Below are 15,846 nucleotides of genomic sequence, written 5' to 3'. Positions count from 1 at the left end.
TCGGCAATAAATCGATAGTAGGTGTTGAAAATGAATACCAAATATAAGAATCTTAAATTTCTGCATGGCTATGAATGATAATTCTAATTCTATTATTTAAACCTGTTTATTAACTATTCTTAAATCAGTGGAAAAGCAATCTTCTGCATAGAAAAGAAAAAGGTTAGAAAAAAATAAGACAAGTGATGCTGAAATAAATTTTCTATCTTTACTAGAGGAGGAATAAATCGAGAGATTACCTCCGGGGATTGAAAAATGAATGAAATTTTTTTAGTGTTGCCAATAAGAATGCAGTAATCTGACATCAGATTTTGGGATTTGGCAATGAATATTAAGACTGATATAAAGAATTAGAACTCTTCCGGAAGGTTTTACCTATTGGTAAAGCTGGATGCGCATTTCGTTTCCTAAAGTTAATCTTGAAACTGGCGACCTATGGGAATCAATCTTTTGAACTTAATCGATTTTGAGGAAGTAAATAAACTGCTGGAAGGATTCAATCAATCCACAGGCTTTGTTACAGCTATTCTTGATCTCAAAGGGAATGTGCTTTCAAAGTCAGGATGGCGGCAAATTTGCACTCAATTTCACAGGGTTCACCCCGAAACAGCCCGGAATTGCAGAATTAGTGATACTGTTTTGGCCAATGAACTTAATAAGGATGAAAAATACCATTTCTATAAATGCCACAATGGCCTGGTGGATGTAGCAGTCCCGATTGTGATAAACGGTGAACATATAGCGAATCTATTCTCAGGACAGTTCTTTTTTGATGAGCCAGATCTGGAGTTTTTTAAAAGCCAGGCCAAAACCCATGGATTTGATGAGCTGAAATACCTGGAAGCACTTAAAAATGTACCTGTTGTATCTAAGGAGAAAGTAAAAATTGCCATGGACTTTTTACTGAATATGACTCAGCTTATTAGCTTGATCACTTTTCAGAAAATGGAACAATTGCAATTGAATGAAGCATTAAAAGCAAGTGAAGAACGTTCCAGGAAGGCACTGGATCAAATGCTGGAAGGTTGCCAGGTCATTGGGTATGACTGGAGATATATCTATCTGAATCAGACAGCAGAGATTCACAATCGAAGGCCAAATGCTGAATTGCTTGGTAACAGGTACATGGATATGTGGCCTGGAATTGAAGAAACGGAAATTTTTAAAATTATAGAAAAGGCCCTCAGGAATAGAGTTTTCAAGCATTTTGAAAATGAATTTGTGTTTCCGGATGGGAGCCCTGGCTGGTTCGACCTAAGTATACAACCTGTTCCGGAAGGTGTTTTCATACTATCTATTGATGTCACCGAACGTAAGAAAGCTGAGATAGCCCTTCGCACCAGCGAGGAAAAATACCGCCTGGTTTCTGACAATTCAGATGACTGGATATACTGGGTCAGGCCTGATGGCTTTATTCATTATGTATCTCCTGCTTGTCAAAGGGTTACAGGATATTCGCCCGAAGAATTTATCAGCCATCCTGAATTAATTCAACAAATTGTTTTCGAAGCGGATCAGGAATTGTTCAGGAATCATGCCCATATTCAAGAATATGATGATACACCGCATCAGCTGGACTTTCGTATTCGTACAAAAGAAGGTGAACAGCGCTGGATCAGTCACAGTTGTAACCCGATGCTTGGAATTAATGGAGAATACCTGGGACGTCGCGCAACCAACAGAAACATCACTGCACGAAAACAACAGGAAGAACAGCTGTTTGAGAGTGAATTCAGGTTTAACAAATTATATGAAAATGGCCCCTTTGGAATGGTGATTGCCGACCTGGGATTCCAGTTTAAAAAGGCAAATCCCCGTTTCTGTGAGATCATGGGATATAGTGAATCTGAACTAAGGGACTTTACTTTTAGGGATGTTACTCATCCTGATGACCTGAAAAAGGATCTGATATCCATTCAAAAGCTAATCAATAATGAAATATCGGTTTATAAAACTGAAAAACGTTACATCCGCAAGGATGGGCAGGTGATCTGGGGCTCATTGACAGTGAATACCACCTACGATAGTGAAGGAAAGTTTCTGTATTACCTGGGGATTATTGAGGATATCACCAGGAGAAAACTGGCAGAAGAGGAGCTGAAAAAGAGTAAGGAATTGCTATCTGAAACAGAAATCGTTGGCAGGGTTGGAGGCTGGGAGTTTAACATGGATACGATGCAACAAACATGGACGGATGAAGTCTACAGGATCCATGAAGTTGACTTTGACTACAACCCTAATGTTGATAATGGAATAAGTTTCTACTCTGCCAAATCAAAGCCACTCATCGAAGAGGCTGTGAAGCGGATCATTGAGACAGGTGAGCCCTTCAACCTGGACCTGGAAATCGTAACAGCCAGGGGCAATCATAGAAATGTTCATACGATCGGGAAAGCTGATATGCAGCATAGACGGGTATATGGATTTTTTCAGGATATTACTTCAAGGAAACAGGCTGAAGAAAAAATCAGGGAACTCAACGATCGGATTGCTACCGCTACCAGGTCAGCGCAGGTGGGAATTTGGGATTGGGATGTTAAAAATAACTTAATTAGCTGGGATGACCAGATGTATGCGCTCTATGGGTTGAAGAAGGATGACTTTACCGGTGCTTATGATGCATGGCTAAGTGGACTTCACCCTGATGACAGGGAGTTTGCCCGCAATGAAACCCAAAAGGCATTAACAGGTGAAAAGGAATATGACACCGAATTCCGGGTAGTATGGCCGGATGGAACAGTGCGGAATTGTAAGGCAAAAGGAGAGGTGTTTCGAGATGAGAACAGTAATCCTGTGAGGATGGTGGGAGTAAACTATGACATCACGGAGCAGAAAAAGAAAGATGAAAAAATCAGGGAAAAAGACCTTGAGTTTAAAAAACTCTCTGCCAATGTGCCCGATTTGATCTTTCAATTCACTCGACGACCAGATGGATCTTATTATGTTCCCGTTGCTTCAGAAGGGATTCGAAATATTTTTGGATGTGCACCGGAAGATGTTATTGACGATTTTACTCCTATCAGTCGGGTAATTTTTCCCGAGGATGCTGCACGTGTAATCCATGATATTGAGCACTCCGCTGAGAATATGAGCTATTTTACCTGTGAATTCCGGGTGCATATACCGGGTAGGGAAATCCAGTGGATATACTCTAAATCTACACCTGAACGCTTGCCGGATGGTAGCATTACATGGTATGGTTTTAATACTGATATTACCGAAATAAAGAAATTAAATGAAACTCTGGAACAAAGGGTCATAGAACGTACCTCTCAACTCGAATCTGCCAATAAGGAACTGGAGGCTTTTTCATATTCTGTTTCTCACGATTTACGGGCCCCGCTCAGGCATATCAATGGCTATGTCGAATTAATAAATGATAGGTTCAGGGATAATTTACCTGAAAAAGCCCAGCATTATCTGGCTACAGTAAAGGATGCTTCAAGACAAATGGGCAACCTGATTGATGACCTGCTTCATTTTTCAAGAACAGGCCGACAAGAGTTACGGAAGGTAAAAGTTAATATGAATGCATTGGTAAAAGAGTTAATTGATAAATCTAAACCGGATATCACTGACAGGTTAATCAACTGGTCAGTTCAGGATTTGCCGGATGCCTTCGGTGATTATTCATTGCTCAAACAGGTATGGGTGAACCTGATCGATAATGCTGTGAAATATACCCGAAAAACAGAACAGGCAGAAATCTCAGTAGAATCCGTCGAAGAAAAAGGATTTGATATTTATATTGTACGTGATAACGGGGTGGGTTTCGATATGAAATATTCACATAAACTTTTTGGAGTATTTCAACGCCTGCACACTCAGGCTGAATTTGAAGGAACCGGGATAGGACTGGCAAATGTGCAGCGCATTATCTTCAAACACAACGGCAGAGTTTGGGTAGAAGCTGAACTCAATAAAGGGGCTACTTTTTATTTTAGTTTACCAAAAAATCAGGAGGAATAATTATGATTGAATTGAAAACCATTTTGATGGCTGAAGACAATCCACGTGATGTAGAACTTACACTTGAAGCCCTGGCAGAAAATAACCTTGCTAACCAGGTTGTAGTTGTCGAGGACGGTGTTGAAGCCATGGAATACCTTAACTGCACAGGGAAATTCAAAGACCGTAAAAAGGGGAATCCTGCCGTTTTGCTCCTGGATATTAAGATGCCAAGAATGGATGGTATTGAAGTGCTGGCTGCCATCCGCGAAAATAAAAATTTAATGTCGCTGCCGGTTGTAATGCTGACTTCCTCACGCGAAGAACCAGACCTGAAACGTTGCTATGAACTCGGGGTAAATGCCTATGTGGTGAAACCTGTCAATTTTAGGGATTTCCTGGAAGCAGTTAAAAATATTGGCATATTCTGGGCCATATTAAACGAGCAACCTCCAGCTACCTGATGAAATGAACGACAACTGGACAGATAAATGGAATAACCGGTATAGGGCAGAGGAGTTTGCTTATGGTGTAGAGCCAAACAATTATTTGAAAAAACAATTGAATCAACTGACTGTGGGCTCAATCCTTTTTCCGGCTGAAGGTGAGGGTCGGAATGCCGTTTATGCTGCAATACTTGGATGGAAAGTGTATGCTTTTGACATAAGCATTGAAGGGAGAAATAAAGCCTTGCGATTGGCAGAAAGAAAGAAAGTTGAAATTGATTATCAAATAGGTGATTTAAAAGAATTGAATTACAGTGAAAATCAGTTTGATGCAATTGCCCTGATCTATGCACACTTCCCGGCAGAAATTAAATCGAAGGTGCACAGGGAACTCGATCAATACCTGCGAAAAGGCGGAATGATTATTTTTGAAGCTTTCAGTAAAAAGCATACTGAATATTTAGCCATTGATGATAGGGTGGGTGGACCAAAAGATGTAGAAAGTTTATTTTCCGAAGCAGAGATAATGGCAGATTTCAATAATTATGAAGTCATAGAATTAAGAGAAGAAGAAATCGAATTGAATGAAGGATCGGTGCATGTTGGGAAAGGTTCAGTCATCAGGTTTGTTGGTAAGAAAAAATAATACCTTCGGCTTTTTAATGAAAGAACTCCAAATGAACAGAAGCCGTTTCCTGTATTTTCTCTTTTTTGTTGCTACAGTAGCATCCGGACTGGCGTCCCGTCATTATTCCGGAATACTGCCCAATTGGGTGAATTCATACCTTGGGGATACGCTTTGGGCCTTAATGGTCTTTATCCTCCTTGCCATCCTCTTCCCTAAGAAAAGTAGTGTCTGGATTGCCTTACTTGCACTGCTTTTTTCTTTCAGCATCGAATTGAGCCAGCTTTATCATGCCTACTGGATAGATAATATCAGGCATACCTCCATAGGTGGACTTGTTCTCGGATTTGGCTTTTTATGGAGTGATTTAATCTGTTACACCCTTGGGATCGCGTTCGGATATCTTACAGAAATCCTGAGGACAAAATGGATGCGCTCTAAAGAGTAAAATGACTTTATTCAATCTTTAGTAAAGACTCTTTTGAAGCTGAGCCATTATTATATACTGAATCTTAGCAGGTTTGCGAAGCAAAGCTGGTTAGATTCAGTAATACTGGGCATTTTCCTTACCTAATAATTCGTAAACCTATTCTGCCGCAGTATTACATCAAATTGATCAGCATTTGTATTTATCATTCAGCCCCATTCCGGCCAGAATTTGTGGAATGCATTTCTCTATGCGCGATTCCCTGGTCAATGATTGTTTAGGCTCTGCAAAATGCCTGCAATAATCACGCTGCCGGCCCGGAGTCAGTTTATTGAAGGATTCCATAAGGTCAGGCATGGCCTCCAGCCGGGCTTTGAACTCTTCCGGAATGGTCATTTCATCACTCTTTTTAAAAGCAACCTTTACCCCGGCTTTCTCAAGTTCTATCATTTCAAACAGGTATTCCCGAAGGATCTGCTCATGCTCCATTACCTCTTTTATATTACAGAACTCAATTTTCCTTAAGGCCTGTGTATTTTCGGAAGAAGCCAGCAATACCTTGTGTGAATCCTTCAAAAGGGCACCGTTATTGAACCATATGGCAAGATGTTCCTTAAAGCCTCTGATTCCTGCTACATTTCTTCCCTGGAAAGTATATATCGGACTGCCCCACTTATATTCCTCATCCAGTCCACAGCTCAGCAGGATCTCGCGAAGAGCCCGTAATTCCTGCTGCCATTTATTCTCTCCGGAGAGGTATTCATCTACTTTAGGGTGGAGTTTCATTTTTAAATGGATTTATTGGCGAATGATTTAGACAATATTAACTGTCGGGGTGATTAATTGTTTTCATCTGAGATAATCTATTGAGGGAGAAAATAAATGTGAGTGCAGTGGATTTGCTGATTTTATGATTTGCAAAATTGTAACCTTTTTGGCATAGTAATATCTTATTTTTTTAGAAATGAGGGTAAATTTACAGATGCGATTGGGTGACCTCTGTGGCTACAGAGAATCAATTGCAAATCCTTTCAGGAAAGACATCGAAAAATTGTTTCTTGTACTTTTGAAACCTGGTGCTTTGGTAGCATTAAAAACCGGCTTTCAAAGATAACTTTTTAGGAATTAATTTACCCATTTGCCAATGGCAACCACTTTTTAAAATACACCAATATCGACCAGATGAAAATCATTATTATAGGAAATGGAACTATTGGAGGTGCCCTCAGCAGCTACTTCACCCCAGCCAACGAAGTGATCACTGTTGGCAGAAATAGTGGCATGCTTCATGTCGACATAAGTAACAGCAAGTCCATTCAGCAACTATTCCACGAAACCGGCAATGTCGATGCCATTATCTGTGCTGCCGGAGAAGCCCGCTGGTCCCATTTCAGTCAGCTAAGTGAAGAGGATTATACCCACGCCATCCAAAGCAAACTTATGGGCCAGGTTAACCTCAGCTGTATTGGAAGCAAATATCTGAACCCCGGGGGCTCTGTCACGCTTACCACAGGCATACTGGCGGATCATCCCGTTGCAGGAACCAGCATCGCAGCAATGGTTAACGGAGCCATCCACAGCTTCATAAAGGCTACCGCACCCGAAATGCCTGATGGAATGCGACTTAATGCCGTTTCCAGCGGACTCGTGGAACCAGCCGCCGAAAAATACGGGAAGTTCTTCCCCGGACATCAGCCTATCCCTATGTCTGAAGTCCTCGAAGCATACAGGCACTGCATCATGGACAATATCACCGGAGAAGTGATCCGGATTTATAAATTTTTGAAAACTTAGAGATAAGAATCCAGGAATCCAGGATTCATCTGCCTGACTAACAGAATATACAGGCAATCTCTTAACGCTGGCAATACACTCAAAGTGGCCCTTCATGCTTAAATTTGCTTTAAAATAAGCTTATGACTAAAACCATTCACTTCATTCGTTATTATGCATTTTTTGTTTTTCAATTATCCTTCTTATTGTCGGAAGCACAGCAGCTAGCCGGAACTTTACCGGATGCGGATTCTGTTGCAATTAAAAGCCTGTCTGAGGTTGTGATCACCGCCAGTAGATCCGAAACCATCCTCATGCGAACTCCTGAAGCCATCAGGGTAACAAGTAACAAATCCATCAGGGACCACCAGCTGCGAACCTCTCCTGAAGCGCTGCAACATGCCCCTGGGGTGTTTATCCAGAAGACTAACCATGGCGGAGGTTCACCTTTCTTAAGAGGCCTTACAGGGAACCAAACCCTACTGTTGATCGATGGCATCAGGCTCAGTAATGCCACTTCAAGGTATGGACCTAACCAGTATTTTAATACCATTGATGTGTTTAGCCTCGGCCGCATCGAAGTACTCAATGGAAGCGGCTCTGTTCAGTATGGTTCTGATGCCATAGGCGGAACCATCCAGGCATTCAGCAGGGAAGCCGCTACCACCGAAAAACCTGAGTGGGGAGCTGAACTACTCTCCAGGTTCGGAACTCATGGTATGGAACAAAGCCTGCATGGAAATTTGAGTTTCAGTGGTAAAATGATGGCCTTTATTGCCGGGAGCAGTCTGAGGAACTTCGGCGATCCTGTTGGAGGTGATACATCAGGGCGACAAACACCAGGGAGTTATAAGGAACTTGATATTGATTTTAAAGGACTTATTGCTTTATCCTCCAATTCCAAACTCACTTTTGCCTGTCAACGTGTATTTCAGGAAAATGTATGGGTGTACCATAAAGTTGCCCTCGAAAACTACTCCATCAATAAAATGAATCCTCAAATGCGCGAGTTGGCTTACATCAGGCTAAATCAGAAATTTAACAAGGGAGTTTTCAGGCATGCCACAATCACAGCCTCACTCCAGCGATCAGAAGAGGGAAGGGAACTGCAGAAAACCGGTTCCGATATTTTAAGGCTGGAAAACGACAAGGTAAATACATTCTCTGTTACAGCTGATCTGTTTACTTCTGCCGGTAAAATTTGGACAGCCAGTTCGGAGTTGAGTTTTACAACGACCTTGTTCGCAGTACCCGTACCGATAAGAACCTTACCTCTCATGAAACGCTTGCAAAACGTGGCTTATACCCCGATGGCGCAACGATGGCAAGCCTTGCAGTATTCAGCCTGCATATGTTCGATCTTCAATCATGGAAGATCACTGCGGGAGCAAGGTATAATACTTTTATCATCAGGGTGGATGATGAAATCACAGGCAATACCAGGCTTACACCTTCAGCTTTGGTGGGCAGCCTGGCAATTCAACGGATTATTAACAGTGTATCTTTTCTGTTTCTTTCCGCCAATACAGGATTCAGAACTCCCAATATCGATGATCTTGGAACCCTTGGAATTGTAGACTTCAGATATGAAACTCCGAATTTTGACCTTGAACCGGAACATTCATTCCAGTACCAGGCCGGATATAAATTTCAAAATCCCTCAGTGAAAGGTGAAATATACCTGTACCGGAATGAACTGTATAACCTGATAGTGCGAAACAGGGTGGAAGGGGATACCCTTGAAGGATACCCTGTGTATATGAAGGAAAATGTTGAACGGGCTTATATACAGGGTATTGAAACCAACTGGAATTGCCTCATCCATAAGTCATGGCAGGTTTCCGGAAGCCTCACTTATACCTTCGGCCAGAATCTCACCAGGAATGAGCCATTACGACGGATCCCCCCGCTTTTGGAGAAATATTGCTGGAATATTCCACAGGGAATTTCCGGGCAGGCATTGGATGGCAGGCTGCAGCAAAACAGGATCGGCATGCAGCGGGTGATAAATCTGACAACCGTATTCCCAATGGGGGAACCCCTGGCTGGAGTGTGTTTAATATTGATATGAGCTATTCTGTGAAATTCCTGAGGTTCGATTTGAGCCTCCTGAATCTGCTAAATAAAGATTACCGCTACCACGGATCAGGAATCAATGGTTACGGCCGATCAGCTTTTCTTACTGCAAGCCTGAAATTGTAATACTAACAGTCAGGATGGAATGAATAGTTGGAAACAGTCTTGAAATAATTACTGATTCCACTCATGCCCGCCTCAGTATGATGCCATATACTGGATTCTTTTTAGTTGATCTCCTGAATTCTGACTCCTGACCCGCCTGACCTGGAGGATTATTTTTAGTTGAAATCTATTTCTGGTCATTCGGGCAAGCTCCGCATTCTGTATTCTGTATTCTGTATTCCATCCCCTCATCATTCAAATACTCTGGACTCATTCTAAATTAATTGCACTATTGTAACCTATGTTCCCTGCTTGTAGTCTAATGATTTTTAATTTATTCAAAAGATTTCATGGATCCATTTCCCCTTCTCGAAACCGGCATCTGGCGTGCCCTTGAAACCTATTCAAATGTGCATCGCGGGAGCGGGCACTATTCAATGGTTACCACCGAATTATTCGAAAAAGCACGCGAAATTGTGCTCAGCTATCTGAAACTACCGGTAAAAGGATACACTGTTATCTTTTGCACACCCTACCGGGCAAAAGCTTTCATAAAACAATTGGATCCGGGAACCTGGAAAGAACTTTCAGCCCTTAGCATTGGACTTTCACTGGGCGTAAATGCAGTGGCAGTCGAAAGGGCTGCACTGAAGAAAATTAAGCTGTTTCATACCGGGGGAGGAACTACCAAGTTAATCTCAAAAGAGTGGATTATCTGGGCTGATGCCCCCGATAAATTTGAAGCCGGAACCCCGGCAGTTATTAATATTATTGCTTTTGCCAGGGCGTTGAAGATGATGTATACAGGGGGGAAGGAATTGTTCAAAACTGCTGAGCCGGGTAAGATGTCAGTGCAGGAGATACTGTATAACGATGCACTGATTCAGCAACAGGAGAAGGATCTGTTCCTGTACTTACGTGAGACCATGATAGGGCAGGGGGTGCAGGTTCCAACGCTAGGTGGGACAAAGCCATTCATCAACTTCGATAACAGTGCCAGTACACAGGCATTTCTCCCCGCCTGGGATGCTTTTCGTAATACCCTGAAACAACCAGCAGATGTGCAGAAAGCCGTGGTTGAAGAAGTGAAATCCATATGTTCCCGGGTATTGGGGGCTCCCGGGGAAGTCTACGACATTACCTTCACATCCAATACTACCGAAGCCATAAACTTCGCAGCCCAAAGTTTTGGAAATACTCATCCTGCTTCAGTGGTGGTGAATACACTGCTCGAGCACTCCTCCAACGAAATTCCTTGGCGGATGCTGCCCGGACAGAAACTCATCCGTTTGTCGGTAAGCCCTGAAGGATTCCCTGATTTAAAGGAACTGGAAGTGCTGCTGAAAGAATATAATACAGAACAAAAATTTGGGAACCAGCAGATTAAGCTGGTATCAGTAACCGCAGCCTCCAATGTATTAGGCGTTTGTCCCGACCTGGAAGCCATTTGCAGCCTGGCCCATCAGTATGGTGCGGAGGTAATGGTGGATGCGGCCCAGATGGTGGCCCACCGTAAAGTGGAGATGCAGGCATGGGGAATCGACTACCTCGCTTTCTCAGGACATAAAGTATATGCTCCCTTTGGATGTGGCGTGCTTATTTCACGAAAAGGCAAACTGAACTTCAAAGAACAGGAATTGCAGTTAATCCGCTCATCAGGAGAGGAAAATGCTGCAGGAATAGCAGCTTTAGGGAAATCCTTGCTGCTGCTCGAAAAGGTGGGGATGGAACGTATCCATGAAGAGGAAACAGCCCTGCATAAGTTGCTCCTGCAGCGGTTGGCAACGGTACAGGGATTAAAGATTTACGGAATACAATCAGCCGATTTGCCGGGCTTCGAAAATAAAGTAGGTGTTGTGGTTTTTAACCCCGGAGGACTGATGCCATCCAAAGCAGCGAAGGAACTTGCCTTCAGGGCAGGGATCGGGGTGAGGCATGGTTGCCATTGTGCTCATATTATCATGAAGCATATCCTGGGGGTCGGGCCTTTCCTTGAGCAGTTTCAGCGCCTTATCCAGCACCTCTTCCCGAAATTCCGCTTCCTGGGGCTTGTAAGGGTTAGCCTGGGAATAGGAAATACGGCTGAAGAAATTGAGATTCTTGCAAAAACAATGGATGAGATCATCCGTTCAAAAACAGAAAAACAATATCGCCTTAGCCCTGAACAGAAATCAGAAATAAAAAGGCTGATGGGGCAGTTTGAAGCGGAACGGGCAGAGAAGGTGTATAAGATTAGTGAATAGTGAATAGTGAATAGTGAATAGAGAATAGAGATTAGTGAATAGTGAATAGTGAATAGTGAATAGTGAATAGTAAATAGTGAATAGTAAATAGTGACTAGTGAATAGTGAATAGTGAATTATTAGTGAATAGTAATTGGTGATTAGTGAAAGTTAAATAGTGAATAGTATTTAGTAAAAAGTGAATAGTAAATAGTGAATAGTAAATGAATATGAGGGATTATGCCAGGAACAGGGATTTTCCTTCACCAGATAAGATGCGAATCTATACCTTTCAGGTATGAATACTTACCTCCACTTCGGCTCCACCGGAAGCCTTTCTCCATCAGCGGTTGTGTATTCTTCCAGGGAGTTTTCCTTCGACTGAACCACCATATATATTCATTACCTCATCGGAAGAAGTGTCCACCCGTTACCTTTTAACGACAAACAGCCTCATCCACCGAATCCCTCCGGACGGCACTGGGTTAAACGAAATCAGTCCCGCGATTTTGGCTTCCTCCCTCCAACCCTTACCCCGGGCTTTTTCATTGTAATAAATGGAGTTATTTATTTTTACTCCCCGGCTTGTAAAAGTAGGATTTATTTAAGAGTGCTGGATTTCCACTCTTTTATTCGCACCTACTGATTATTAATATTGTCTCACTATGCCTGGCATAATGAATGTGAAATTCAGAACCTTTTTTAAGCTGGTCGTAAAGTGCTTTATCTGCCTCATACCTGTTGCCCTGCGAATAAAGATAATATAACTTATTTTCTTTCATATTCTGTCCCCATAATTTTGGAAACAGATTACCGAGGATCGGGATATGTAAAGATCCGCTTCCTACTTCATATGAATTCACTTCCTCTTTTTCTCCAGTGTTTTAGTATGAATTTCCTTCTGATTGTCCTTAAGGTCAAGGTTTAGCTTTCGGTTTGTGCGGTGACAGACAGTATAGGCCAGAAGGATAATTCCGAGATCAATAAGGCCTGCCAGCAGCAGGTTCGGATGGACTTTGTTAAGCAAAAAATAAATGAGATTAAAAAATCCGCCAAAGCTTAGGATAAGCCCTGCAAACACATATCCAATACGCTTTTCGTACTTTAAGAATTTCCGGTCCTGTTCGGTAAGTGATTGGGTCATAGATAAGCGGTGTTAGGTGCAGTTAATCTAGTCTTCTAATTATCCTGTTGTAAATTCTTTGAAATAAATTTTGATAATAGGTGTATGAGCAACCTCCGAATGAATAGAATTTAAAATCTAAGTTTTTGAGAATCTTTTTTCGCTTAGCATTTGTGTTTAATTTATTTTGAAGAAACTGATCTAATGCTGTAAGCAGAGAATCTGCTTCAAAATATTCGATATCACATTTATTAGATTTATAGATAACACCAAATTCCCCATGATGAGTAGGTAAAGCTATCATGTCTAGGTATAAGGTGTCAAGATTTTTTAAAAACAAGCTTGTATCTGCTAATTTCAATAATTGATTACAATTGATTCCTCTAATTTCATACAGTTCCTGTTCACTCAAATGTACGCTGTAATTTTTTATTTCCCCCCAATTTATAGCTTCATCACCAGATGTTTCAATCATTTCGTAAAGCCAAAGTATATAATATCCTTCGGAGATCCCTTTTTCGTTGAACAAGAATTTAAATATTTCATTCCTTCTATTATAAAAAACTAACGATTCTTCATTTTGCTGATAATTATACCTTTCATTTATAACGCTTTGAACATTGGTGTATATTAGTATTTCTTCTAAATCTTTACTCAGCATTCGATATGCAATTGAGTCATTGCTAATTTGCGAAAATGCCGAAATAGTCATAAATAAAAATGCAAAAATTAATAAAGGCACATTCATATTCTGTTTTATATATTAAGACTGCATTTAGCGTTTGGTACATAATGAGAGGTGGATTTCGGAGAGCGCTCCTGCCCGAAGGAATGGGAACTGTGAAACGGGAATCCGCAATTGGCGCACCACCAAACAATGCCTTACAAAATGTACAATGTAAGCTAAATTGCTTTAATTATTTTCAAATTTCATTATCATTTCTGTTGTCAGTTCTAAAATTCTCATTGGATATTTATCCCGAACTTCTCTTTGCTCTTTATTATTAAGCCATTCGTATTTTTGCGCATATTTCCATTGTGAATATTCTTCTCTCAGTTCGCGTATTGCTTCTGTTGATTTCGATAAAACCATAAAATAACTGGAGAAATTTATGCTATCATGGATATTATACTTGATAAAATAGTCTGTGTTACTTTTAATCAACGACTTTATTGTCGATTTCAAACTGGCAATTTCAACTGCATTTTCATTAACCATTATTAAGCCTTTTTCGCCTTGTTTAATTTGAATGATATTAGGTGTTTCATTTATTTCCTGCCTAATTTCATTCAGTTTAGTCATATCTGAATACCAGTTGGGTATTTTTGTCGGGAATGATACATCTGGATAGTACTGAGTGTCAAAGTTGGCATTCGATGGAATTACAGCATATGATATGCTAGAAATACCCGAATTAGATAATTCTGTTATTAATTTATTTATAAACTCCATTTTAACATCACAATGAATGTAAAGACGATAAACCATAAAAGGAATTTCAATCTCGTCTCTCATTGATTGCCAATCACGGATTTTGAATTGCAAACTGTCTAATGGAATTCTTTTATTTTCAACTACAATAATTGGTTTCGAACTTTCCACTCCATCTTTCGAAAACACAACATGAATATCCTCAATTAAAGAAGGTTTTTCTGATCTTTCATAAATTGCTGAAAACGGAAGATCGAGTATATATTGATAATGGATGTTTTTACTGAGAATATTTTTATTGATGGCTTTATAATTTGTCAGATTTATTTTTGATAACCCGAATGAAAAGACTGAGATACTTATTATGGAAGCCAATAACCATTTTAAACTTTTACGAATATAAGTTGACCTGATTGTGTTCCAGGTTTGAAGGAATAGTGTGATAATAATAAGGATAAATACATAATTATAGTTAGGATAGAGGCTGAAAAGATGCCAACTTCCCTGAAAAGTGAATCCGAAAAAGAGTCCAAAAGCGACAGCTAATTTTGAAAACCAACTTAAGAAGTACCAGTTTAAAAATCTTTGGTCGTTCACAATTGCAGTCTTTCTGTGATTGCAAATCCCAAATATCTTTTTAGGTTGGTCAAACCAGAAAACGAAACACACGGATTGTCCTATGATAAGAGATATAAAAGCAAAGAATAGATTGTAAAAATTTACCTCTTTGTCTGTAAGAACCCACAAGTCATATTTATCTGTTACAGATAGAATCCTAAATGTTTCTCTAATGATATAAAGGAATGAATAGAAGGAAAATGAATAAAGCAGTCCCACGATTACTCTAACTATCAACCTGAATCTTGATAGCACTATTAAATCGGGTTCTTTATGTAATAAGTTCTTACTGCTAATCATTTTGGGTTTCTTTCAGCATGGGTGCTACCGTTCCGCAGCTACCCGCTGCCAGGCTTTTATTCAACCAACTTCCCAAGAAGCACAGAACACGAATTTAGTAATAGTTTTCAAGAGAAGCACGAGCGAAAGCCTGGTGGTGGGTAGGTGCTGTTACCGCCAGTATTATTATTTTCTGTCATAGTTATCTGGTAACTTTTTTCCAAATTCTTTCATTTTAACTCTACTTATTTTATTGGTAATTTCGTAATTATCTCTTAAAAGATATTGAATCATTATAGGATAATCATAACTTGGATTAACATTTACTAATTTGTAGTTCTTGAAATTATAAATGTTGAAAAGCCAATAATTATGTGACTTATAACTTTTCAGGTCCATCGTGATTATTTCAAAATTACTATCTCCGTTAAAATCCCTTTCAACCCTTCCATTCTCATCCATCTTATCATCAAATGATATTTTTGTGAATGTTCCGTTAGAATTTTGAAATAGAAAGATTACTCTAACATTCATTGCAGCAAGCCCGCATCCATTATATGATGAGATCAATTTGACATCTAAGAGATTATCACCATTGATGTCTGCTATTCTAGCCGGTTCATATAAATTGTTAGGAGACAGACTCATTGGCTCAAAGATCTTCTGTAATTGCTTTTTATTCTTATATATTCTGATGAATGAACTATCCCAATTAGTTGTGAAAGAAGTTAATTGAATAGTTAAACTATCCTTTTTTGAATAAAATGCTGGA

General features: G+C 40.2%; 13 protein-coding genes. 8 read left to right on the top strand and 5 right to left on the bottom strand.

Annotated elements, in window-relative coordinates; all coding sequences use genetic code 11:
- Nucleotides 1–435 precede the first annotated feature (435 nt).
- Genes IPH84_19860 through IPH84_19845 form a run of 4 tightly spaced genes read left to right on the top strand, consistent with a single transcriptional unit; the run spans nt 436 to nt 5,467 of the window.
- Complete coding sequence (locus IPH84_19860) at nt 436–3,969, top strand: PAS domain-containing protein (GenBank protein ID MBK7175416.1); 3,534 nt, start codon at nt 436–438, stop codon at nt 3,967–3,969.
- A 2-nt stretch (nt 3,970–3,971) separates the two neighbouring features.
- Nucleotides 3,972–4,412 carry a response regulator gene (locus tag IPH84_19855; protein MBK7175415.1) on the top strand — a complete coding sequence of 147 codons (441 nt, stop codon included), beginning with the start codon at nt 3,972–3,974 and terminating at the stop codon, nt 4,410–4,412.
- A gap of 4 nt (nt 4,413–4,416) precedes the next feature.
- Nucleotides 4,417–5,040 (top strand): class I SAM-dependent methyltransferase, encoded by a 624-nt coding sequence (locus tag IPH84_19850; protein ID MBK7175414.1) that lies wholly within the window; start codon nt 4,417–4,419, stop codon nt 5,038–5,040.
- A 16-nt stretch (nt 5,041–5,056) separates the two neighbouring features.
- On the top strand, nt 5,057–5,467 hold the full coding sequence (locus IPH84_19845; GenBank protein ID MBK7175413.1) for a DUF2809 domain-containing protein: 411 nt from the start codon (nt 5,057–5,059) through the stop codon (nt 5,465–5,467).
- A 168-nt stretch (nt 5,468–5,635) separates the two neighbouring features.
- Here IPH84_19845 and IPH84_19840 read toward each other — a convergent pair whose 3' ends face one another.
- The gene (locus IPH84_19840) at nt 5,636–6,232 is read right to left on the bottom strand and encodes a YdeI/OmpD-associated family protein (GenBank protein MBK7175412.1); all 597 of its coding nucleotides are present in this window, start codon (nt 6,230–6,232) and stop codon (nt 5,636–5,638) included.
- 396 nt (nt 6,233–6,628) lie between these two features.
- On the opposite strand from IPH84_19840, the gene IPH84_19835 reads away from it, so the two are divergent.
- The 4 genes from IPH84_19835 (at nt 6,629) to IPH84_19820 (ending at nt 11,643) form a co-directional block, all read left to right on the top strand.
- Entirely contained in the window at nt 6,629–7,240 is a 612-nt protein-coding gene (locus IPH84_19835; GenBank protein ID MBK7175411.1) for a short chain dehydrogenase, read from the top strand.
- Nucleotides 7,241–7,362: 122 nt separating this feature from the next.
- Nucleotides 7,363–8,796, top strand: coding sequence for a TonB-dependent receptor plug domain-containing protein (locus IPH84_19830; GenBank protein ID MBK7175410.1), 1,434 nt, complete (start codon nt 7,363–7,365; stop codon nt 8,794–8,796).
- A 346-nt stretch (nt 8,797–9,142) separates the two neighbouring features.
- Complete coding sequence (locus tag IPH84_19825) at nt 9,143–9,421, top strand: TonB-dependent receptor (protein MBK7175409.1); 279 nt, start codon at nt 9,143–9,145, stop codon at nt 9,419–9,421.
- A 329-nt stretch (nt 9,422–9,750) separates the two neighbouring features.
- Nucleotides 9,751–11,643 carry an aminotransferase class V-fold PLP-dependent enzyme gene (locus tag IPH84_19820; protein ID MBK7175408.1) on the top strand — a complete coding sequence of 631 codons (1,893 nt, stop codon included), beginning with the start codon at nt 9,751–9,753 and terminating at the stop codon, nt 11,641–11,643.
- Nucleotides 11,644–12,481: 838 nt separating this feature from the next.
- On the opposite strand, the gene IPH84_19815 is transcribed toward IPH84_19820, so the two are convergent.
- The 4 genes from IPH84_19815 to IPH84_19800 all read right to left on the bottom strand — a co-directional run.
- Nucleotides 12,482–12,766 carry a hypothetical protein gene (locus IPH84_19815; protein ID MBK7175407.1) on the bottom strand — a complete coding sequence of 95 codons (285 nt, stop codon included), beginning with the start codon at nt 12,764–12,766 and terminating at the stop codon, nt 12,482–12,484.
- Between the two features lie 22 nt (nt 12,767–12,788).
- Nucleotides 12,789–13,493 (bottom strand): hypothetical protein, encoded by a 705-nt coding sequence (locus tag IPH84_19810; protein ID MBK7175406.1) that lies wholly within the window; start codon nt 13,491–13,493, stop codon nt 12,789–12,791.
- A 165-nt stretch (nt 13,494–13,658) separates the two neighbouring features.
- The gene (locus IPH84_19805; protein ID MBK7175405.1) at nt 13,659–14,774 is read right to left on the bottom strand and encodes a hypothetical protein; all 1,116 of its coding nucleotides are present in this window, start codon (nt 14,772–14,774) and stop codon (nt 13,659–13,661) included.
- 486 nt (nt 14,775–15,260) lie between these two features.
- The coding region (locus IPH84_19800; GenBank protein MBK7175404.1) for a hypothetical protein at nt 15,261–15,846 on the bottom strand (586 nt) is incomplete at its 5' end.

It is taken from the genome of Bacteroidales bacterium, from assembly GCA_016707785.1.
GTDB lineage: Bacteria > Bacteroidota > Bacteroidia > Bacteroidales > UBA4417 > UBA4417.
Note: the sequence above shows the minus strand (reverse complement) of the source record. Positions and strands in the feature narration are given on the sequence as shown.